This is a genomic window from Streptomyces aurantiaciflavus, assembly GCF_049808595.1.
GTDB lineage: Bacteria > Actinomycetota > Actinomycetes > Streptomycetales > Streptomycetaceae > Streptomyces.
The window spans coordinates 118,341-139,474 of record NZ_JBNCAQ010000025.1 but is presented as its reverse complement, the minus strand read 5'-3'; the positions used below and the strand labels follow the sequence as shown (position 1 = coordinate 139,474).

Below are 21,134 nucleotides of genomic sequence, written 5' to 3'. Positions count from 1 at the left end.
ATGGAATACTCCGCATATGCCACGCGTCCTTCTCATCGAAGACGATGCCTTCGTCCGCGAGGGCATCGAACTCGGCCTGCGCCGGCGCGGGCACGAGGTGCGCACCGCCCCCACCGGGGAGGCGGGCCTCGCCGCGATCGGCGTGTTCCGGCCCGATCTGCTGCTGCTCGACCTGATGCTGCCCGGCATGAACGGCGTCCAGGTCTGCCGCCGGGTGCGCGAGGCGGGCCAGCTGCCGATCATCATGCTCACCGCCCGGGGCGACGACTTCGACGTCGTGGTCGGGCTGGAGGCCGGGGCGGACGACTACATCGTCAAACCCGCCCGCACCGAGGTGATCGAGGCCCGCATCCGCGCCGTGCTGCGGCGCATCGAGGAGCCGGGCGGACGCCCGGCCGTGGAGTTCCACGGCGATCTCGCCATCGACCGTGCCGGACTGAGCGTTTCCAAGGCCGGGGAGCGGCTGGCGCTCGCCCCTTCCGAGCTCAGGCTCCTGCTGTATCTGTCCGTCGCGCCCGAGCAGGTCTTCAGCCGTCAGCAGTTGCTGGAGCAGGTCTGGGAGCACAGCTACCACGGCGACGCCCGCCTGGTCGACGCCTGTGTACGGCGGCTGCGCCACAAGATCGAGGACGTGCCCGGCAGCCCCCGCTACATCCAGACCGTGCGGGGCTTCGGCTACCGCTTCGGACCGCTGTGAGCCCGCGGTGAGGCTCCTCAGGGCCCGCATCGGGCTGCGCACCCGGCTGGTGCTCGCCTTTCTGCTGGTCGCCGCGGTCAGCGCTGCGACCACCGCGGCCCTGACCTACCGTGAGGCGCGCACGGCGATTCTCAAGCAGGCCCAGGACACCGCCGTGGCCTCGTTCCGGGAGCGGGTCCAGGAGTTCTCCCTGCCCCTGCCCGTCGAACCCGCCCCCCTCCAGGAGCAGTTGCGCGCGCTGGCCCGGCAGGGCAAGCCCCACCCGTGGGTGGTGTTCGCCGAGTACGGATCGATGCGGGTGTCCTCCGGCGTCGAACCGGAATCGACCGTGATCACCCCCGAACTGCGGCGCGCCGCGCTCGCGCAGCCCCGGGGCGGCTTCCAGCGCATCGACAAGGACGGCGAGCCGTGGCTGGCCGTCGCCATGCCGGCCGTCTTCCGCGCCGGGCAGGCCGTGCACCCCACCGGGCTCGTGCTGTACGCCGTGATGCCGCTGGCCGACGAGGAGGCCACCGTACGGGCCATGGTCGTCGCGGCCCGCGACGGCGCCGTTCCGGGGCTCGCGGTGGCGCTCGTCCCCGCCCTGCTGGCCGCGCGCAGTGTGCTGCGCCCGGTCCGTGATCTGCGCAAGGCGGCGCAGAACATGGGCAGCGGCCGTCTCGACACCCGTATCCCCGTCCGGGGCAGCGACGAACTGGCCGGGCTGGCCCGTACGTTCAACGAATCGGCGCGTGAACTGGAGCGAACCGTAGGCGAACTGAGGGAGGCCGAGGCGCGCGCCCGTCGCTTCGCCTCCGACGTCTCCCACGAACTGCGCACCCCGCTCACCGGAATGCTCGCCGTCACCGAGGTCCTCGACGAGGACGCGGCCCGTCTCGCCCCCGACACCGCCGCGGCCGTCCGGCTGATCAGCGCGGAGACGGACAAACTGGCCGTGCTCGTCGAGGACCTGATGGAGATCTCCCGCTTCGACGCCCGGGCCGCCGAGCTGCACACCGACGAGGTCGACGTCGCCCGCACCATCCGCAAGACCCTGGCGAACCGTCACTGGACGGATCCGGCTCAGGTGTCGACCGAGCTGCCCGACGGGATCCGCGCCCGGCTCGACCCCCGGCGTTTCGACGTCGTCGTCGCCAACCTCGTCGGCAACGCGCTGCGGCACGGCAGCGCCCCGGTCGTGGTACGGGTGCGCATCGAGCCGTACGGGGGCGGGGCACAGGGGACGAACGGCGCGGCGCGGCTGGTCACCGAGGTCGCGGACAGCGGTCCCGGGATCGCCGAGGACGTGCTGCCGCACATCTTCGAGCGCTTCTACAAGGCGGACGCGGCCCGCTCCCGCTCGGCGGGCAGCGGACTCGGACTCGCCATCACCCTGGAGAACGTGCGGCTGCACGGCGGCACCATCCGGGCCGCGAACGGTCCGGCGGGCGGCGCCGTCTTCACCGTCGAGATCCCCCTGCCCGGCGAGGAGGCGACGGCGTGAGGCGTCCCGGCACCGCCGTGGGCCGCGCCCTCGCGGTCTGCGTCGCGGTGACCGCCCTGCTCACCGGCTGCGGAGTGCAGCAGACCGACGTCATCGAGGTCGGCGGGCCCGCCACGGTGTCGGTCTACCCCTTCCCCGAGCAGCGGATGCTGCTCTTCTTCCTCTCCTCGGAGGGCCGCCCCGCACCGGTGAGCCGGCAGGTCCGGACGGACGCGGACGTCAAGGCGGGCATGGGTCCGGTGGACGGCCAGAAGGTCATGACCCTCCTGTTCGAGGGGCCGATGCCGCACGAGCGCGAGGCAGGACTGCGCACGGGGCTGCCGCGGCTGGGGAAGAAGGGCGTGGTGGTGAAGTCGTCCCGCGACGTCGTGGACGTCGTCCTCCCGTTCGACGTACGGAGCCTCGGCGAGAGCGCGCTGCGGCAGGTGGTGTGCACGGCCGCGTATGTCGACGGCGGCGACGGAGTCGCGAAGGTGCGTGTCGTCGGGGACGACGGCACGCTCCCGTCGAGCTACTGCTAGGGCCGGCCCCGTCCTGGAGGCGGTGCCGGGCGGAGCTCCCGCCGGACCGTGGCCGTGGTCGACCCGGTTCCGGCGGGAGCTCCGTCCCGTGCTCAGTCGGTCAGGACAGCGGCGGGTAGGCGTTCTGCATCAGCTGCTGGAACTGGGCGGAGAACCAGTGCCCGGACAGCGGTGCGTTCGGCAGGGCGCCCGACAAGTTGTTGCCGTTGCGGGCGTTGCCCGTGTAGGTCGGGTCGCACATGCGGTCGAAGCCCTTGCCCTCGTCGTTCGGGATCGCGCTGCTGGAGCCGTCGGACTCGCCCGGCGGCTTCATCCACACGTACGCGTCGATCCCGGCCGCGGGGGCCGCCTGCGGGCGCTCGCCGAGGCCGGCGCCGGACTGGTTGCACCAGTTGCCGATGTGGATACGGCGGTCGTAGCGGCCGCCGTTGACATAGGTGTCGACGTTGGTCGTGGCGCCCGGGCCGGCGGGCCGTGCGGTGCCGCCCCAGCCGTTGCGGGAGGTGTCGATCAGCATGCCGATGCCGGAGTTGAAGCCGACCGAGACCAGCTGGTTGCGGAAGGCCTGGGCGAACGACAGCTCGTCGACGTAACGGTTCCAGTCGACCCACTTCGACTCGCGCACCGACTTGCCGGCCACGGAGTCGTTGATGGTGAAGTTGTTCTCCTTCAGGGCGCTGTAGTTGGCCGTGTTGGCGATGAAGCCGTGGACGTCGTTGACGGTGGCTCCCTCGGCGGTCGCCGCCTCCTTCATGACGGTGGCGCTGGCGCCGAAGTTGTCGTCCCAGCCGATCCAGCCGTGGTGGCCGGCGTCGATGTAGTTGTAGACGTTGGCCACGTCGCCCAGCTTGTTCAGGGCGTAGCCGACGCCCTTCACGTAGTTGCCGTTGGCCTTCATCACGTCGCACTGCGCGGTGGCCGTGGGCCGGCTGCCCGTGTTGGTGACGAGGTTGGGCAGGGAGTCGATCTCGATGGTGGTGACGATCCGCAGCCCGGCGTACTTGGAGTCGCCGAGGATCGCGGCGATCGGGTCGATGTACTGCGTCTTGTACTTGTCGATCTCCGTCGGGCCGAGCTCGCCGTTGGAGGCGAGGGCCGCGCAGTCGCGTCCGGGCAGGTTGTAGATGACCAGCTGGACGACGAGTTCGCCGGAGCCCTTCTGCCGCAGCGCCTCGTCGAGGTGGGCGCGCAGGCCCATACCGCCGCCCACGCCGTTGATCGCGGCGATGCGGTCCAGCCAGACGCCGGTCGGCTGGTTGGCGATACGGCTGCCGCCCGGTTCGGCGGCGGCCTTCGCCGACCACTCGGGGTTCACGTACACCTTGGCGCCGGCGTACGGGTTGTCGACCCTGTTGCCGGTGCCGGGGCCGGGCGGGGGCGTGGTGGGTCCGCCGCCGCCGTCGTCGACGTTGCAGGTCACGCCGTCGAGGGTGAACGTGGCCGGGATCGCGTTGGTGCCGCTGTAGGTGCCCTGGAACCCGAAGCTGACCGAACCGCCGGTCGCCAGCGTGCCGTTGTAGCTCTCGTTGGCGGCGGTGACGGCCGCACCGGACTGGCTGACCTTGGCGTTCCAGGCGTTGGTGACCTTCTGGCTGCCGGCGTACGTCCACTTCACCGCCCAACTCGACTTGGCGGCCGAGTTGTTGGTGACGGTGACGTTGGCGGTGAAGCCGGTGCCCCAGTCGTTCTGCACCTTGTAGTCGACGGTGCAGGGCACGGCGGCGATGCCGGGGGACGCGGGGACGACCGCGAGTGCCGTCCCGGACGCGCCGGCGACCAGCGCCAGCGCGGCGAGTATCGCTGTTCTGCTACGGCTCATGAGTGAGGGTTTCCTTCTCATCTGCGGGTGTCGGGTGGTACGGGTCGGGTGGTGCCGTATCGAGTGGTGCGGTGTGGGTGGTGCGGTCTGGGGCCGTGCGGTCTTTGGCCGTGCGGGTGTCAGCCGTTCAGGGCGCGCAGGTGGTCGCGCAGCCCGGTGCCGTACGCCGTGGGTGTCCCGTCGTAGCTCGAGATGAGGGACGGACCGGAGGAGCAGTCCCAGGTGTTCCAGGTCCAGCCCAGGTACGACAGTCCGCGGTCGTCGAACCACCGCATGACCTGGTCGACGAACCCGTGCGAGCAGGTGTTCTCCCCGATCTCCCCTGCCACCAGCGGCACTTGGGCGGCGACCGGGGCGAGCGTGGAGTTCCAGCAGCTCGCGTTGGAGCAGGTGTTGAAGTTGTACACGTGCCAGGCGGCGGCGAGATTGCCCGCCGGGTCGGTGGGCCGGTACGTCAGCCACTGGCCGAGGTCGTTGGAGTAGGCGAGCCCGCCCGCGAGGATCACGTTCCTGGCGCCGGTGGACCGTATGGCGTCGACGAGATCCTGCATACCGGCGACCTCGTACCCGATGCCGGGGCAGGTGCCGCCGTCCCGCCAGCACTGCCAGGCCTGGGTGGCCGTGGAGGTGGCACGGTCGGGGTAGGGCTCGTTGAACAGGTCGAACACCACTGCCGGGTCGTTCTTGAAGGTGTTGGCGACCGAGGTCCAGAAGGTCGGGGTGTACCGCATGTTCGGCATCGGCTTCTGGCAACTGGCGTGCACGTCGGAGCAGCCGGCCGAGTTGCCCGTGTACTGGCCCCAGGACCAGTGCAGTTCGAGCATGGGCGTCATGCCGTGCGCCTTCACACGGGCCACCAGGCCCTTGACGGCGTCGACGTAGTTCGCGCCGCCGTACGCGGGCTGGATGTTGGACAGGCCGAGCCAGCACTCCTCGTTCAGTGGGATGCGGACGGTGTTGGCCTTCCAGTCGGCGATCGCCTTGATCGCGGCGTCGTCGACCGGGCCGTCGAAGATGCCGCGGCCCTGGACGCACATGAACTCGCCGCCGGAACGGTTGACGCCGAGCAGGCGACGGGTGGTGCCGCCGGCGTCCACCAGCTTGTTTCCGGACACGCGCAGCGCGGGTGGCCCGTCACCGGTGTCCGGCGGGTCGGTGGGCGTGGGGGACGAGGTCGGGGGGTTCGTGGGGGTCGGGGTGGGGGTGGGGGTGGGTTCGGTGTCGGCGTTGCACGTCGTGCCGTTCAGTCTGAACGCGGTCGGTACGGCGTTGCTCCCCGACCTGGAGGCGAGGAATCCGGCGCTGACGCTCGCGCCGGTGCCGAGCGAGCCGTTGTAGCTCTCGTTCACCGCGGTGACGGTCGTACCGGTCTGGGACCACTTGGCGTTCCAGCCCTGGGTGACCTTCTGGCCGTTCGCGAAGTCGAAGCTCAGGCTCCAACCACTCACGGCGGCCGCGTTGTTGGTGACTTTCACGGCCCCCTGGAAGCCGGCGTCCCACTGGCCGGTGACGGAGTACTCCACCGTGCACGCGGGCGTGGCTCCCTGAGCCGTCACGACCGGCAGGGTGGCGCCCAGGGCGAGGGCGACCGTGCCGGCGACGGCTAAAAGTACTGAACGCGGGGGGTGTCGCATGAGCGACTCCTTGCAGCTCGGGCACGCCGTACGGACGCGCCGACTGATGGAATCGCTCCCACTGGTGTCAATGACGCTAGCGCCAAGTGTCGGCAAAGAACAGGGGAGGTGCTGACTTTCCCTCAACTTCCTGAGTCGAATCTTTTCGACTCTTCAAGCACCTTGACCGCACTCAAGGCCCTCCGCACTATGGGAGCGCTCCCACTGGTTCAAGGCTTGTTGCTCCTCCCCCCTACACCGAGCCGCAAGGAGGAACCAGCACCATGGATCCCTCACGCAGACGCCGCGCGGCGCGGCGACTGTGGACCGCCGTCGTGGCGGCCCTCGCCCTCCCCGTGGCCATGCTGAGTACGAGCACGGCCCCCGCACAGGCGGCGGCACTTCAGTGCAGCGTCGACTACAAGACCAACGACTGGGGCTCCGGCTTCACCGCGGATCTCACCCTCACCAACCGCGGCACGGACCCGATCACCGGCTGGACGCTGACGTACTCCTACGCGGGCAACCAGAAGCTGACCAACGGCTGGAACGGCACCTGGGCGCAGTCCGGTCAGCAGATCACCGTGAACAACGCCTCGTACAACGGGACGATCGCCGCCGGCGCGGCGGTCAGCACGGGCGCGCAGTTCACCTACAGCGGCAGCAACGCCGCCCCCACGAGCTTCTCCGTCAACGGCACCCCCTGCGTCGGCGCTCATCAGCCCCCGCTCACCGTGCTGACCAGCCCGGCGCCGGGCGCCGTCTACACCCAGGGCAACGCGGTGCCGCTCGCGGCCACCGCCGCGGCCGCCGACAACGCGACCATCACCAAGGTCGAGTTCTACGACGACACGACCCTGCTGGGCACCGACACCAGCGCGCCGTACACGCTGTCCGCCTCCGGTTTGACCGTGGGCAGTCATTCGCTGCTGGCGAAGGCCTACGACAGCCTGGGCGCGTCCGGGTCGTCGACGCCGGTCGGCATCACGGTCGCCTCGGGACCGGCCGTGGTGGCCTCCACGAACCAGCTGGCCGTGCAGCAGGGCAAGTCGGGTTCGTACGAGGTGAAGCTGTCGACCCAGCCGTCGGCCAACGTGACCGTGACGACCGCCCGGACCGGCGGGAACACGGGCCTGACGGTGACCGGCGGCGCAAGCCTCACCTTCACGCCGTCGAACTGGAGCACCGCCCAGAAGGTGACCATCACGGGCAACGCCACGGGCACGGGCGCGGCGACCTTCGAGTCGACCGCCACCGGCCACGCGAAGGCCTCGGTCACGGTCACCCAGCTCGCCGCGTCCAAGGAGTACGACGCCCGCTTCCTGGAGCTCTACGGCAAGATCACCAACCCGGCGAACGGCTACTTCTCCCCCGAGGGCATCCCCTACCACTCGGTGGAGACGCTGATCGTCGAGGCTCCGGACCACGGCCACGAGACCACCTCCGAGGCCTACAGCTACCTCCTCTGGCTGCAGGCGATGTACGGCAAGGTCACGGGCGACTGGACCAGGTTCAACGGCGCCTGGGAGATCATGGAGAAGTACATGATCCCCACCCACGCCGACCAGCCGACGAACTCCTTCTACAACGCGTCGAAGCCGGCGACGTACGCGCCGGAGCTGGACACGCCCAACGAGTACCCGGCGCGGCTGGACACCGGGGTGTCGGTGGGTTCGGATCCGATCGCCGGTGAACTGAAGACCGCATACGGTACGGACGATGTCTACGGTATGCACTGGCTGCAGGACGTCGACAACGTCTACGGCTACGGCAACGCGCCCGGCAAGTGCGAGGCCGGCCCGTCGGACACCGGCCCGTCGTACATCAACACCTTCCAGCGCGGTGCGCAGGAGTCGGTGTGGGAGACGGTGCCGCAGCCGACCTGCGACGCCTTCAAGTACGGCGGGAAGAACGGATACCTGGACCTGTTCACGGGTGACGCCTCCTACGCCAAGCAGTGGAAGTTCACCAACGCCCCGGACGCCGACGCGCGCGCCGTGCAGGCCGCGTACTGGGCGGACATCTGGGCCAAGCAGCAGGGCAAGGGCGGTGACGTCTCCGCGACCGTCGGCAAGGCCGCGAAGATGGGCGACTACCTGCGGTACGCGATGTACGACAAGTACTTCAAGAAGATCGGCAACTGTGTCGGCGCCTCCGCCTGCCCGGCCGGCACCGGCAAGGACGCCTCGCACTACCTGCTCTCCTGGTACTACGCCTGGGGCGGTGCCACCGACAGCTCGGCGGGCTGGGCCTGGCGCATCGGCTCCAGCCACGCCCACGGCGGTTACCAGAACCCGCTGGCCGCGTACGCGCTGAGCAACTACGCCCCGCTGAAGCCGAAGTCGGCCACCGGGCAGGCGGACTGGGCCAAGTCCCTGGAGCGGCAGGTGGAGTTCTACCGCTGGCTGCAGTCCGCCGAGGGCGCCATCGCGGGCGGTGCGACCAACAGCTGGGCGGGCCGGTACGCGACGCCGCCGGCCGGGAAGTCCACGTTCTACGGCATGTACTACGACCAGCAGCCCGTCTACCACGACCCGCCGTCCAACCAGTGGTTCGGCTTCCAGGCGTGGTCGATGGAGCGGGTGGCCGAGTACTACCAGCAGACGGGGAACGCGGCCGCGAAGGCCGTCCTCGACAAGTGGGTCGACTGGGCGCTGTCGCAGACCACCGTCAACCCGGACGGCACCTTCCGGTTCCCCTCGACGCTGCAGTGGTCGGGCCAGCCCGACACCTGGAACCCGTCGAGTCCCGGCGCCAACACGGGACTTCACGTCACCGTCGCCGACTACACCAACGACGTCGGTGTGGCCGCCGCGTACGCCAAGACCCTGACGTACTACGCGGACCGCTCCGGTGACACCCAGGCCGCGAGCACGGCCAAGGCGCTCCTCGACGGCATGTGGAAGAACCACCAGGACTCCCTGGGCATCGCCGTCCCGGAGACCCGCGCCGACTACAACCGTTTCGACGACCCGGTCTACATCCCGAACGGCTGGACCGGGACAATGCCGAACGGCGACGCGATCAACTCGTCGTCGACGTTCGACTCGATCCGCTCCTTCTACGAGGACGACCCGGCCTGGTCGAAGATCGAGGCCTACCTCGCGGGCGGGGCCGCGCCGTCCTTCACGTACCACCGGTTCTGGGCCCAGGCGGACATCGCCCTGGCCATGGGCTCGTACGCGGAGCTCCTCGAATAAGTCCCCGCCGGGCGCTCCGCGGGAAGCGCCGTGTCCGGCTGCCGGGCTGTGTGGCCGGCCGCGCCCGCGCGGCAGAGCCGCACAGCGATGCAGTCCCGCGCCCCAGAAGGGCGCTGCCGTGCACGGCGTTTCCTCGGAACCGCTCGAAAGCTCCGCGTACGCGGCCTCGTCACCGGACGACGAGGCCACCGCCGGGCGGTCCCCACCCGCAGCCCCCCCGGGGGGGGCGCCCCCCCCCCCCCCCCGCGGCCCCCCCCCCCCCCCCCCCGCATCTCCCCGCACATTCCTCCACATGGCTTCGCGAGGAAGGACCCCCACCGTGCGAAGAACCCGCATCCTCACGGCCGTCCTGGCGCTCGCCGCCGGCCTGCTCGCGGGCACCCCGCCCGCACTGGCGGCCGACGGCGGCCCGCAAGCGACCCTGGCGGCAGAGTCGTACACCTGGAAGAACGCCCGCATCGACGGGGGCGGCTTCGTCCCCGGCATCGTCTTCAACCGCAAGGAGAAGAACCTCGCCTACGCGCGCACCGACATCGGCGGCGCGTACCGCTGGGTGGAGTCGTCGAAGACGTGGACCCCGCTGCTGGACTCGGTCGGCTGGGCGGACTGGGGGCACACGGGCGTGGTGAGCCTGGCCTCCGACTCGGTCGATCCGAACAAGGTGTACGCGGCCGTCGGCACGTACACCAACAGCTGGGACCCGGGCAACGGGGCCGTGCTGCGCTCCTCCGACCGGGGGGCGAGCTGGCAGAGGGCCGACCTGCCGTTCAAGCTGGGCGGCAACATGCCCGGCCGGGGCATGGGCGAGCGGCTCGCGGTGGACCCGAACCGCAACAGCGTGCTGTACCTGGGCGCGCCCAGCGGCAAGGGGCTGTGGCGGTCGACGGACTCCGGGGCGACCTGGTCGCAGGTGACGAACTTCCCCAACGTCGGCAACTACGTCCAGGATCCGAGCGACACGAGCGGCTACGCCTCCGACAACCAGGGCATCGTCTGGGTCACCTTCGACGAGTCCACGGGGACGTCGGGCAGCGCGACGAAGACGATCTACGTCGGGGTCGCGGACAAGGACAACGCGGTGTACCGGTCGACGGACGCCGGCGCGACGTGGACGCGGCTGGCCGGACAACCGACCGGATACCTGGCCCACAAGGGTGTACTGGATACCGTCAACGGCTATCTGTACATCGCATACAGCGACAAGGGCGGCCCGTACGACGGCGGCAAGGGCCGGCTGTGGCGGTACGCGACGGCGACCGGGACGTGGACGGACATCAGCCCGGTGGCGGAGGCCGACACGTACTACGGCTTCAGCGGGCTGACGGTCGACCGGCAGAAGCCGGGCACCGTCATGGCCACCGCGTACAGTTCCTGGTGGCCCGACACCCAGATCTTCCGCTCCACGGACAGCGGCGGCACCTGGACCAGGGCGTGGGACTACACGTCGTACCCCAACCGCGCGAACCGCTACACGATGGACGTCTCGTCCTCGCCGTGGCTGACCTGGGGAGCGAACCCGACGCCGCCCGAGCAGACGCCGAAGCTGGGGTGGATGACGGAGGCGCTGGAGATCGACCCGTTCAACTCCAACCGGATGATGTACGGGACGGGCGCGACGATCTACGGCACGGAGAACCTCACGAACTGGGACGCCAGCACCCCGTTCACGATCAGGCCGATGGTGCAGGGCCTGGAGGAGACGGCGGTCAACGACCTCGCCTCGCCCCCGTCCGGCGCCCCGCTGCTGAGCGCCCTCGGTGACGTCGGCGGCTTCCGGCACACCGACCTGACCAAGGTCCCGTCGATGATGTTCACCTCGCCGAACTTCACGACGACGACCAGCCTGGACTACGCCGAGACCAACCCGAACACGGTGGTCCGGGTCGGCAATCTGGACTCGGGCCCGCATGTGGCGTTCTCGACGGACAACGGCGCCAACTGGTTCGCCGGGACCGACCCTTCGGGCGTGAGCGGCGGCGGGACGGTGGCCGCGGCCGCGGACGGCAGCCGCTTCGTGTGGAGCCCGGCCGGCACCGGCGTGCAGTACGCGACCGGCTTCGGTTCGTCCTGGTCGGCGTCGAGCGGTGTCCCGGCGGGCGCGATCGTCGAATCCGACCGGGTCGACCCGAAGACCTTCTACGGCTTCAAGTCCGGCAAGTTCTACGTCAGTTCGGACGGCGGCGCCACGTTCACCGCGTCCGCCGCGACCGGTCTGCCCAGCGGGGACAGCGTGCGTTTCAAGGCGCTGCCGGGCGCGAAGGGCGACGTCTGGCTGGCGGGCGGCGCGAGCGACGGGGCGTACGGGCTGTGGCACTCGACGGACGGCGGCGCGAGCTTCACCAAGCTGTCGAACGTCGAGCAGGCCGACACGATCGGCTTCGGCAAGGCGGCCGCGGGCGCCTCGTACCAGACGCTCTACACCAGCGCGAAGATCGCCGGCGTACGCGGCGTCTTCCGTTCCACGGACAAGGGCGCGACCTGGACCCGGATCAACGACGACGCCCACCAGTGGGGCTGGACGGGCGCGGCGATCACCGGTGACCCGAGGGTCTACGGCCGGGTCTACGTCGCGACCAACGGCCGGGGCGTGATCTACGGCGACACCTCCGACGCCGGTGGCGGCGGGGGCGGGGGCGGCACGGACCCGACGCCGACCCCGACGGGCGCCTGCGCGGTGACGTACACGATCACCAACCAGTGGTCGGGCGGCTTCCAGGCGGACGTGAAGCTGGCCAACACGGGGACGGGCGCCTGGTCGGGCTGGAGCCTGAACTGGACGTTCCCCAACGGCCAGACGATCTCCCAGCTCTGGAACGCCGAGCACACCCAGTCGGGTACGGCGGTCACGGCGAAGAACGTCGGCTGGAACGCCAACGTGGCGGCCGGCTCGTCCGTGAGCTTCGGCTTCACGGGGAGCTGGTCGGGGACGAACACGAAGCCGACGGCGTTCAAGCTGGGTGAGCGGAGCTGCACGGTGAACTGACCGGGCCACTCGTGAAGGGCGCGTGCCGGATGCGGCACGCGCCCTTCGTGCCGGGATCCCTCACCGGCGGCCCTTGACCGCCGAGCGAGCCGCTCTCACGGCGTGTACACCGTCGGCCGCGGGGCCGTCGGCATTCCGCCGCCGATGAAGAAGCTGGTGTGCGGGGGCTGGTTGTAGGCGGTGTTCTGCCAGGCCAGGGCCGTGCGGTACATCGTGTCGTGGAGCAGGGTGGTGATCTTCGTGGTCGTTTCGTACGGCGTCGAGTAGATCCGCAGCGCCGTGTTGTCGCTGGTGCGCCAGACGACCTCCTCACGCCAGTCGCCGAGGATGTCGCCGGAGAGGGCGGGCGTGGACTTGGTGCCGTTGTTGGAGGAGACGCCGGAGCCGGTGAGGAGCCGGGTGTCGGACGAGGTGCCGTACTTGTCGATGCGGGTCCCGTCGAGGAGTTCGCGGGTCGTGTCGCCGTCCCACCAGGACAGGAAGTTCACCGACGACGGCTCGCGGCCCTTCGTCGCGCCGGAGCGGTCTCGGATGGAGGAGTCCGACGCCGACCACATCTCGGGACCCGCGTTGCCGGAGTGGATGTCGCCGGCGACGCCGCGGCCGTTGTCGCAGCACGCGTCGAGCTTCCAGCGGACGGAGCCGTCGGCGGGGTTGATGTACAGCGCCGCGGGCTGGCTCGTGGACTCCGAGACCTTGTAGTACTCGAGGCCGGACGTCGACGGGTCGAGGTCGCCGAGGTGCTGGGCGTCGCCGTGGCCGGTCCTCGTCGTCCACAGCCCGTTGCCGTTGTCGTCGACCGCCATCGCGCCGTAGACGATCTCGTCCTTGCCGTCGTTGTCGACGTCCCCGACGGACAGGCTGTGCGAGCCCTGACCGTCGTATCCCTTGCCGGAGTTGGTGGAGGAGCTGGTGTCGAAGGTCCAGCGGCGGGTGAAGGCGCCGCCGCGCCAGTCCCAGGCCGCGATCACCGTGCGGGTGTAGTAGCCGCGGGCCATGATCAGGGAGGGGCGGGAGCCGTCCAGGTAGGCGGTGCCGGCGAGGAAGCGGTCGACGCGGTTGCCGTAGGAGTCGCCCCAGGACGAGACCGTGCCGCGGGCCGGGACGTAGTCGACGCTCTGCATCGCCTTGCCCGTCCGGCCGTTGAACATCGTCAGGAACTCGGGGCCGGACAGGACGTAGCCGCTGGAGTTGCGGTGGTCGGCGGAGGAGCTGCCGATGACCGCGCCGGTGCCGTCGACCGTGCCGTCGGCGGTCTTCATGGCGACCTCGGCCTTGCCGTCGCCGTCGTAGTCGTACACCTGGAACTGCGTGTAGTGCGCGCCGGAGCGGATGTTGCGGCCCAGGTCGACGCGCCACAGGCGGGTGCCGTCGAGTTCGACGGCGTCGACGATCGTGTTGCCGGTGTAGCCGGACTGCGAGTTGTCCTTGGCGTTGGTGGGCTGCCACTTCAGGACGAACTCCAGGGCGCCGTCACCGTCGAGATCGCCGACGGAGGCGTCGTTCGCCTCGTAGGTGTACGCCACACCGTCGGGGGTGGTGCCGCCGGCCGGCGGGGTGATCGGAACGTCCTTGTAGCCGGTGCGGAGTTGGACCGCGTGCACGGAGTCGGCCTGCTCGACGCCGCCCACGATCGCGCGGACCGTGTAGTCGGCCTGGGCGGGCGCGCCGGAGTGGAAGAAGTTGGTGGAGCCGGTGATCGGGGCCGAGTTGACCTTCGTCCCGGCCCGGTAGACGTTGAAGGACACGTCGTTGGGATCGGTGCCGAGCCAGCGCCAGCTGACCAGGTTGCCGCTGTCGGTGTGCACGCTGACGACACCCCGGTCGAGCTTCTCCACCTGACGGGCAGTGGCCGCCTCGGCGGTGTCCGTGGCGAGCGTGGTGAGACCGGCGCCGACCAGCGCGGTCACGGCGGTCGCCGCGGCGAGGGCGGCGGTCCTGCGGCGCCCGCGGTGCGTGGGCGGACGCGGCTGCGGTTCCGTGGGCGGGTGCGGTTCCGTGGGCGGGTGCGGGTGCTGCACGAGACGTACCTCCCGTGAGGGACGGACGGGTTCCGTCCTGTCGGTCGCCGCCGGGAGGTGAGGAGTTGCCGGGGTGCGGGGAGTTTCGGATGCACGCGTCCGACGGATTCACGCGTCCGTCGGCTGATGCGGCACGGCCGGTTTCCGGAACGCCCGGAGCGTGAACCAGGGGTCCGGCCGGGGCCGGTCCTGGTCGGGCAGCCGGGCCAGCCGCGCCGCGAACCGCTCCGCGAGCGGCTCTCCGGGCGGCAGCGTGACGAACCAGCCCCGCCGCAGGTCGGCGACCGTGCGGCGCGGGCTGCGGCCCTGCCCCCGGCCGGGGAAACGGGCGCCCCCGGCCGGGACGAGGCCGGATGCGACGGCGTACGACTCGACGAGCGCCGCCTGGTCCCGGGCCGCCCGCGGCGGCCGGGAGGCCAGCACGGCGTCGATGTCGCTGCCGACGTTGTGCGCGGCGGCCTTGTCGACCGTGGTGACGTAGACGCCGCCGGGCCGCAGCACCCGCGCGCACTCGCCGACGATCGCCCGCACGTCCGCGTCGGTCTCCGCCAGATGCAGCAGCCACACGCTGCTCACAGCATCGAACTCCCCGCTGCGGAAGGGGAGTCGGCGGCTGTCGGCGCGTACGACCGCGCCGGGCAGGCGTACGGCGGCCTGGCGGGCCATCGCGGAGGCGAGGTCGACGCCGGTCACCCGGAGGCCGTCGCGTCCGGCCGCGAGCCGTCGCGTGACGATGCCGGTGCCGCAGGCCACGTCGAGCAGACTGCGCGCCCCGCCCGGTACCAGACCCAGGACGGCCTCCGCCGCGGCGGCCGCCCGGGGCTCGCCGCCGCGCGAGGCGTCGTACCGTTCGGCTTCCTTGTCGTAGTCGAGCACGCGTCCCCCCGTTCTCGTCCGTCCGGTCCGCCGTGCGGGTCAGTTCGCCCCGTGCGCCGGGGCCAGGTCCTCCACCCGGCGGGCGAGCTCGAAGTCGAGCTCGGTGACGGCGCCGCCCGCGCTGTGGGTGTTCACGGCGAGGGACACCGTGTCGTAGCCGAGGGTGAGCTCGGAGTGGTGGTTCAGCTCCTCCTGGACCTGGGCGACATGGATGACCAGGGCGGTCGCGGCGAAGTGGGAGTCGAGCCGGTAGGCGCGGGTGAGGCGGCCGGCGTCGAGGGACCAGCCCGGCAGCTCGGCCAGCCGGTCCTCGATCTCCTTCTGCGACAGCGGTTCGACGGCCATGTGCCGGCTCCCTTCCTCGGTGTCGCGTACCTGTCCAGCCTGCCACAGGACAGGCGCGGCGGCCCTGGTCACCAGGGTGCCCGGCGGCCCCGGCCGGGAACCCTCCGGGCTTCGGGCGGCCGCGTCCGAAGGGGGTCTCAGGCCCGCGCGCCCCGGTCCGCACGCGGGCAGCCGCGGGCTCCCCGCGCGGTACGGCGCCTCGGTCCCCCGGGAAGACGTGCGCGGGTCCCGCGGCACTGTCGCACACCCCTGTCTCGACTACGGTCGTACGCATGACCACTGTCGCGACTGGCACCACCGGCCCCGCCGCCACCCCCGCCGGCCGGGGCGTCGGACCGTTACTGCGCGCCTGGCGGGAGCGGCGCCGGGTCAGCCAGCTGGAGCTGGCGCTGCGCGCGGACTCCTCGGCCCGGCACATCAGCTTCATCGAGACGGGCCGCTCCCGGCCCAGTGAGGAGATGGTGCTGCGGCTGGCCGAGCACCTCGACGTGCCCGTGCGTGAGCGCAACGCCCTGCTGGTGGCGGCCGGTTACGCCCCGCACTACCGCGAGACCCCGCTGGACGACCCGGCGCTGGACACGCTGCGCGCGGGCATGGAACGCCTGATCCAGGGCTACGAGCCGTATCCGGCGCTGGTCGTGGACGCGATGTACAACGTGCTGGCGGCGAACCGCGGGATCGCCCTGCTGCTGGACGGCGTCCCCGAGTCGCTGCTCGCGCCGCCGCTGAACGCGATGCGGCTGACGCTGCACCCGCAGGGCCTCGCACCGCGCATCCGCAACCTTCCCGAGTGGCGCGGGCATCTGCTCGCCCAGATGGAACGGCAGATCGCCCTGTACCGCTCCACCCCGCTGCGGGAGCTGTACGAGGAGGTCGCCGCGTATCCGGTGCCGCGGAGCGCGTCCGGGGGCGAACCGGCCGAGCCCGTGCCGTACTTCGCGCTGCCGATGCAGATCGAGCACGAGGGGCGGACGCTGTCGTTCATCTCGTCGATCTCCACGTTCAACACGCCGATGGACGTGACGGTCGCCGAGCTGGCCATCGAGACGCTGCTCCCGGCCGACCCGGCGACGGTCAAGTACCTGCGTTCTCTGGGTGGTTGAGTGGCCGGAGTCAGACCTGACGTGCCTTCAGGGCCAGGTGCTGGAGCGCCGCGAAGCCGGCCACCGTCAGGGCCTGGAGCACGGTCCACACGGCGCCCGCCGTGGTGGGCGACAGCCACACCGCGAGGGCGACGAGACTCAGCGCCGACCAGGCGAGGTTGAGCTCGACCACCGCCTTCACGGGCAGCGCGGCCGGGTGGGCGCGGGTGGCGAGGAGGCCGACAGCGGCCGCGTACACCGCCAGGAACAGGCCCAGTTCGAGCAGCAGCGTGGCGTCGACGCCGAGGAGGCGGGCGAGCGGCCCGGAGGCGGCGAGGTAGGCGATGCCGTTCGCGCCGGTCACCACGGCGTCGAGGGCGAGGAAGCGGCGCAGCGCGCTGTGCGGCTCGGCGGTGCGGGCGAGGGCGGTGAGCGCGGTGGGCTGGGTTGCGGACATGACGAATCACCCTCCGTCGAGGTCGGGAAACGGCCTGGTGGGACGGGCCCCGGACCGGAGTGCGCCGGCCCGGAACCCGATGTCTCCACGATCCCGTCCGCGCCGGTCACCGTCGATTACCCATGAGGTAATGCGCGCGGTGACGCGCGGGACGAGGCCCGGTACCCGGTGGGCCGTGCGGCTCCCGCCTGGTGATTCGCTCACCGTCGTCCCTGTCGCGGCGCGGCCGGGACATGACACACTGACCGGCGTGCTTCGACACGTAGGGGAGACGTGGCGTGAGTGAGCGGCGGCCCGCGCCCACGGTGGGCCAGGTGGTACTGGGCAGACGGCTGCAGGAGCTGCGTGAGGCGGCCGGCCTCGGCCGCGAGGAGGCGGCGCGCGCACTGCGCGTGGCCCCGGCGACCGTACGGCGGATGGAGACGGCCGAGGTCGCGCTGAAGATCCCGTACGTGCAGGTGCTGTTGGAGGCCTACGGCGTGCCCGAGGAGGAGACGGACGCGTTCGTCGCGCTCGCCGAGGAGGCGAACCAGCCCGGCTGGTGGCAGCGGTTCCACGACGTGCTGCCGGAGTGGTTCAGCCTGTACGTGAGCCTGGAGGGCGCGGCCCGGCTGATCCGCTCCTACGAACCGCACTTCGTGCCGGGCCTGTTGCAGACCGAGGCGTACGCGCGGGCCGTGCTGGAGGGCGGGACGGTCGGGCGAACCGGCCCGGAGGCGATCGAGCGGCATGTGTCGCTGCGCATGACCCGGCAGCGGCTGCTGGACGGCCAGGACCCGCCGCACCTGTGGGTGGTGATGGACGAGACGGTGCTGCGCCGCCCGGTGAGCGTCGACGCCGGCGTGATGCGCGAACAGGTCGACAAGCTGCTGGAGTTCGCCGAGCGGGACCGGATCACCCTGCAGGTGGCCGAGTTCGCGGACGGCCCGCACCCGGGGACGTCCGCGCCGTTCTCGCTGTTCCGTTTCGCCGAGCCCGAGCTGCCCGACATGGTCGTCACCGAGTACCTGTCCGGCGCCCTGTACCTGGACTCGCGCAAGGAGGTCTCCGCGCATCTGGAGGTCCTCGACCACATGACGGCGCACGCCGCGTCGGCGCAGCGCACCAAGAAGCTCCTGCGGGACCTCCGCGCGGGCTTCTGAGCACGGCACGTCACCGCCGTGCTCCGGCCACCACCGCACGTTCGAGGAGAAGACCCCGCATGACCGGATCCGAGTCCGAGGCAGCCGTCCGCATCGACACCAGCAGGCCGCACCCGGCCCGGGTGTACGACTGGTGGCTGGGCGGCAAGGACAACTACCCCGTGGACGAGGAGCTGGCCCGCAGGATCCTCGCCGTGGACGGCACGGTGGTGCGCGGGGCGCGCGCCAACCGCCGGTTCATGCAGCGGGCCGTGCGCACGGCCGCCGAGGCCGGGACACGCCAGTTCCTGGACATCGGCACCGGCATCCCCACCGAGCCCAATCTGCACCAGGTCGCGCAGGCCGTCGCCCCGGAGTCGAGGGTCGTGTACGCGGACAACGACCCGATCGTGCTCCGGCACGCGGAGGCGCTGCTGCACGGCTCGGCCGAGGGCTCCACGCGGTACGTGCACGCCGACGTCCGCGACGTCGACACCCTGCTGGAGCGGGCGGCCGACTCGCTCGACCTCGGCCGGCCGGTCGCCCTGTCGCTGGTGGCGCTCACCCACTACCTGGGCGACGACCCGGACGGCGACGACGTGTACGGGCTGCTGAAGCGGTACGTCGCCGCGCTCGCCCCGGGCAGCCACCTGATCCTGTCCCAGGTCACCCCCGACCTGAACCCCGAGGCCGTCGAGAAGGCGGCGAACCAGTTCCGGCGGAGCGGCACCCCCTTCCACCCCCGCACGCTGGCGGAGTTCGCCCGCTTCTTCGAGGGCCTGGAGCTGCTGGGACCGGGCGTGATCCCGGTCTCCGGCTGGCGTCCGGACCCCGAGGACGTGGCCCTCCAGGCGGAGGGCATCGTGCCGGTGTACGCGGGCGTCGCCCGCAAGCCCTGACGGAAGCGGCGCGGGAGCCGACGCCGCCCGGGTGGCCGGGCGGCGTGCGCTCTCGACGCCGTCGGCCCGGTCCCGTCTCCCGGGGGGCCGGGCGGCGTGCTGCCTACGCGCCCTTGGCCTGGTCGCGGTCCTCGTCGTCGACGATCTCCGCGTCGACGACCGTCTCGTCGTCCTGTTGCCGCGCCGAGCCGCCTTCCGAGGCGCCCCCCGCCGTCGCGCCGTCCGCCGGCGGTGTCTCCTGCTGGGCCTGCGCGTACATCGCCTGGCCCATCCGCTGGCTGACGGTGGCGAGTTTGTCGACGCCGGCGCGCAGGGGGCCGGTGTCGGCGTTCTGCTCCAGCAGCGTCCTCAGCTCCGCGACCGCCGACTCGACCTCGCCCTTGGTGTCGGCCGGCACCCGCTGCTCGTTCTCCCGGAGGAACTTCTCGGTCTGGTAGACGAGTTGTTCGGCCTGGTTGCGGGTCTCGGCGGCCTCCCGGCGCCGGTGGTCCTCCTCCGCGTACTGCTCGGCGTCCCGCATCATGCGGTCGATGTCCTCCTTGGGGAGGGCCGAGCCGCCCGTCACGGTCATCTTCTGCTCGCGGCCGGTCGCCAGGTCCTTGGCGGAGACGTGCATGATCCCGTTGGCGTCGATGTCGAAGGCCACCTCGATCTGCGGGACCCCGCGCGGGGCCGGCGGCAGCCCGGTGAGGTCGAAGACGCCGAGCTTCTTGTTGTACGCGGCGATCTCGCGTTCGCCCTGGTAGACCTGGATGCCGACCGAGGGCTGGTTGTCGGCGGCGGTGGTGAAGATCTCCGAACGGCGGGTGGGGATCGTGGTGTTGCGTTCGATCAGCTTCGTCATGATGCCGCCCTTGGTCTCGATGCCCAGGGACAGCGGGGTGACGTCGAGGAGCAGGACGTCCTTGACGTCGCCGCGGATCACGCCCGCCTGGAGGGCGGCGCCCACGGCCACCACCTCGTCGGGGTTCACTCCCTTGTGCGGGTCCTTCCCGGTCAGCTCCCGCACCAGCTCCGTCACCGCGGGCATCCGGGTCGAGCCGCCGACGAGGATGACGTGGTCGATCGCGGCCAGCTTGATGTTCGCGTCCTTGACGGCCTGGTGGAACGGTGTCTTGCAGCGGTCGAGCAGGTCGGCGGTGAGCTCCTGGAACTGGGCGCGGGTCAGTTTCTCGTCGAGGTGCAGGGGGCCCTCGGCGGAGGCAGTGATGTAGGGAAGGTTGATCGTCGTCTCGGAGGAGCTGGACAGTTCGATCTTCGCCTTCTCGGCGCCCTCGCGCAGCCGCTGCAGGGCCATCCTGTCGTTGCTCAGGTCGACGCCGTACTGGCCCTTGAACTTCTTCACGAGGTGCTCGACGATCCGCTGGTCCCAGTCGTCGCCGCCGAGGTGGGTGTCGCCGTTGGTGGCCTTGACCTCGATGACGCCGTCGCCGATCTCCAGCAGGGACACGTCGAAGGTGCCGCCGCCGAGGTCGAAGACGAGCACGGTCTGCTCCTCGCCGCGGTCGAGGCCGTAGGCGAGGGCGGCGGCGGTCGGCTCGTTGATGATCCGCAGCACCTTCAGGCCGGCGATCTCCCCGGCCTCCTTGGTGGCCTGCCGCTGGGCGTCGTCGAAGTAGGCGGGCACGGTGATCACCGCGTCGGTGACGTCCTCGCCGAGGTAGGACTCGGCGTCCCGCTTCAGCTTCTGCAGGACGCGGGCGGACAGCTCCTGGGCGCGGTAGCGGGTGCCGTCCACGTCGCCCTGCTCCGGGAAGCGCCAGTGCGCGTCGCCCATGTGGCGCTTGACCGAGCGGGCGGTGCGGTCGACGTTGGTCACGGCCTGCCGCTTGGCCACCTCGCCGACGAGCACCTCGCCGTTCTTGGCGAAGGCCACGACCGACGGGGTGGTCCTGGCCCCCTCCGCGTTCGCGATCACCGTGGGCTCGCCGCCCTCCAGCACCGCCACCACCGAGTTCGTGGTCCCGAGATCGATTCCGACCGGACGTCCCATCGCTGTCCCCTTCCACCAAGGAGC

At 71.2% G+C, this 21,134-nt stretch carries 15 protein-coding genes; 8 read left to right on the top strand and 7 right to left on the bottom strand.

All coding sequences use genetic code 11. The annotated features are described in order from the left end of the window. Positions 1-16 precede the first annotated feature (16 nt). Genes ACPT94_RS27920 through ACPT94_RS27910 form a run of 3 tightly spaced genes read left to right on the top strand, consistent with a single transcriptional unit; the run spans position 17 to position 2,701 of the window. Positions 17-697 carry a response regulator gene (locus tag ACPT94_RS27920; protein WP_360329928.1) on the top strand — a complete coding sequence of 227 codons (681 nt, stop codon included), beginning with the start codon at positions 17-19 and terminating at the stop codon, positions 695-697. 7 nt (positions 698-704) lie between these two features. Continuing rightward, positions 705-2,180 carry an ATP-binding protein gene (locus tag ACPT94_RS27915; protein WP_425247111.1) on the top strand — a complete coding sequence of 492 codons (1,476 nt, stop codon included), beginning with the start codon at positions 705-707 and terminating at the stop codon, positions 2,178-2,180. Next, positions 2,177-2,701 carry a hypothetical protein gene (locus tag ACPT94_RS27910; protein ID WP_360329934.1) on the top strand — a complete coding sequence of 175 codons (525 nt, stop codon included), beginning with the start codon at positions 2,177-2,179 and terminating at the stop codon, positions 2,699-2,701. The genes ACPT94_RS27915 and ACPT94_RS27910 overlap by 4 nt, the downstream gene beginning before the upstream one ends. A gap of 100 nt (positions 2,702-2,801) precedes the next feature. Here the strand turns inward: ACPT94_RS27910 and ACPT94_RS27905 are convergent, their stop codons facing one another. Then, positions 2,802-4,520: a glycoside hydrolase family 6 protein gene (locus tag ACPT94_RS27905; RefSeq protein ID WP_425247110.1), complete on the bottom strand. Its 1,719-nt coding sequence runs from the start codon at positions 4,518-4,520 to the stop codon at positions 2,802-2,804. 119 nt (positions 4,521-4,639) lie between these two features. Continuing rightward, positions 4,640-6,154, bottom strand: coding sequence for a cellulase family glycosylhydrolase (locus ACPT94_RS27900; protein WP_425247109.1), 1,515 nt, complete (start codon positions 6,152-6,154; stop codon positions 4,640-4,642). Positions 6,155-6,417: 263 nt separating this feature from the next. Between ACPT94_RS27900 and ACPT94_RS27895 the strand changes: the two genes are divergently transcribed. Together ACPT94_RS27895 and ACPT94_RS27890 are read left to right on the top strand one after the other, a co-directional pair. Beyond that, complete coding sequence (locus ACPT94_RS27895) at positions 6,418-9,333, top strand: glycoside hydrolase family 48 protein (RefSeq protein ID WP_425247108.1); 2,916 nt, start codon at positions 6,418-6,420, stop codon at positions 9,331-9,333. 319 nt (positions 9,334-9,652) lie between these two features. Further along, positions 9,653-12,316 (top strand): cellulose binding domain-containing protein, encoded by a 2,664-nt coding sequence (locus ACPT94_RS27890; RefSeq protein ID WP_425247107.1) that lies wholly within the window; start codon positions 9,653-9,655, stop codon positions 12,314-12,316. A gap of 95 nt (positions 12,317-12,411) precedes the next feature. Here the strand turns inward: ACPT94_RS27890 and ACPT94_RS27885 are convergent, their stop codons facing one another. The 3 genes from ACPT94_RS27885 to ACPT94_RS27875 form a co-directional block, all read right to left on the bottom strand. Then, positions 12,412-14,337, bottom strand: a complete 1,926-nt coding sequence (locus tag ACPT94_RS27885) for a rhamnogalacturonan lyase (RefSeq protein ID WP_425247106.1) — start codon at positions 14,335-14,337, stop codon at positions 12,412-12,414. A 108-nt stretch (positions 14,338-14,445) separates the two neighbouring features. Next, positions 14,446-15,213: a class I SAM-dependent methyltransferase gene (locus tag ACPT94_RS27880; protein ID WP_360329949.1), complete on the bottom strand. Its 768-nt coding sequence runs from the start codon at positions 15,211-15,213 to the stop codon at positions 14,446-14,448. A 39-nt stretch (positions 15,214-15,252) separates the two neighbouring features. After that, entirely contained in the window at positions 15,253-15,558 is a 306-nt protein-coding gene (locus ACPT94_RS27875) for a 4a-hydroxytetrahydrobiopterin dehydratase (protein WP_425247105.1), read from the bottom strand. A gap of 272 nt (positions 15,559-15,830) precedes the next feature. On the opposite strand from ACPT94_RS27875, the gene ACPT94_RS27870 reads away from it, so the two are divergent. Next, a complete protein-coding gene (locus ACPT94_RS27870) occupies positions 15,831-16,661 on the top strand; it encodes a helix-turn-helix domain-containing protein (RefSeq protein ID WP_425247104.1) in 831 nt (276 codons plus the stop codon). A gap of 10 nt (positions 16,662-16,671) precedes the next feature. Here ACPT94_RS27870 and ACPT94_RS27865 read toward each other — a convergent pair whose 3' ends face one another. Beyond that, on the bottom strand, positions 16,672-17,097 hold the full coding sequence (locus ACPT94_RS27865) for a hypothetical protein (RefSeq protein ID WP_425247103.1): 426 nt from the start codon (positions 17,095-17,097) through the stop codon (positions 16,672-16,674). A gap of 278 nt (positions 17,098-17,375) precedes the next feature. Here ACPT94_RS27865 and ACPT94_RS27860 point away from each other — a divergent pair, with 278 nt between their 5' ends. Then, positions 17,376-18,239, top strand: coding sequence for a Sco1979 family transcriptional regulator (locus ACPT94_RS27860; protein WP_360329961.1), 864 nt, complete (start codon positions 17,376-17,378; stop codon positions 18,237-18,239). 59 nt (positions 18,240-18,298) lie between these two features. Beyond that, on the top strand, positions 18,299-19,117 hold the full coding sequence (locus tag ACPT94_RS27855) for an SAM-dependent methyltransferase (protein WP_360329964.1): 819 nt from the start codon (positions 18,299-18,301) through the stop codon (positions 19,115-19,117). A 103-nt stretch (positions 19,118-19,220) separates the two neighbouring features. Here the strand turns inward: ACPT94_RS27855 and dnaK are convergent, their stop codons facing one another. Further along, positions 19,221-21,110 (bottom strand): molecular chaperone DnaK, encoded by a 1,890-nt coding sequence (gene dnaK, locus ACPT94_RS27850; protein ID WP_425247102.1) that lies wholly within the window; start codon positions 21,108-21,110, stop codon positions 19,221-19,223. Positions 21,111-21,134 lie beyond the last annotated feature (24 nt).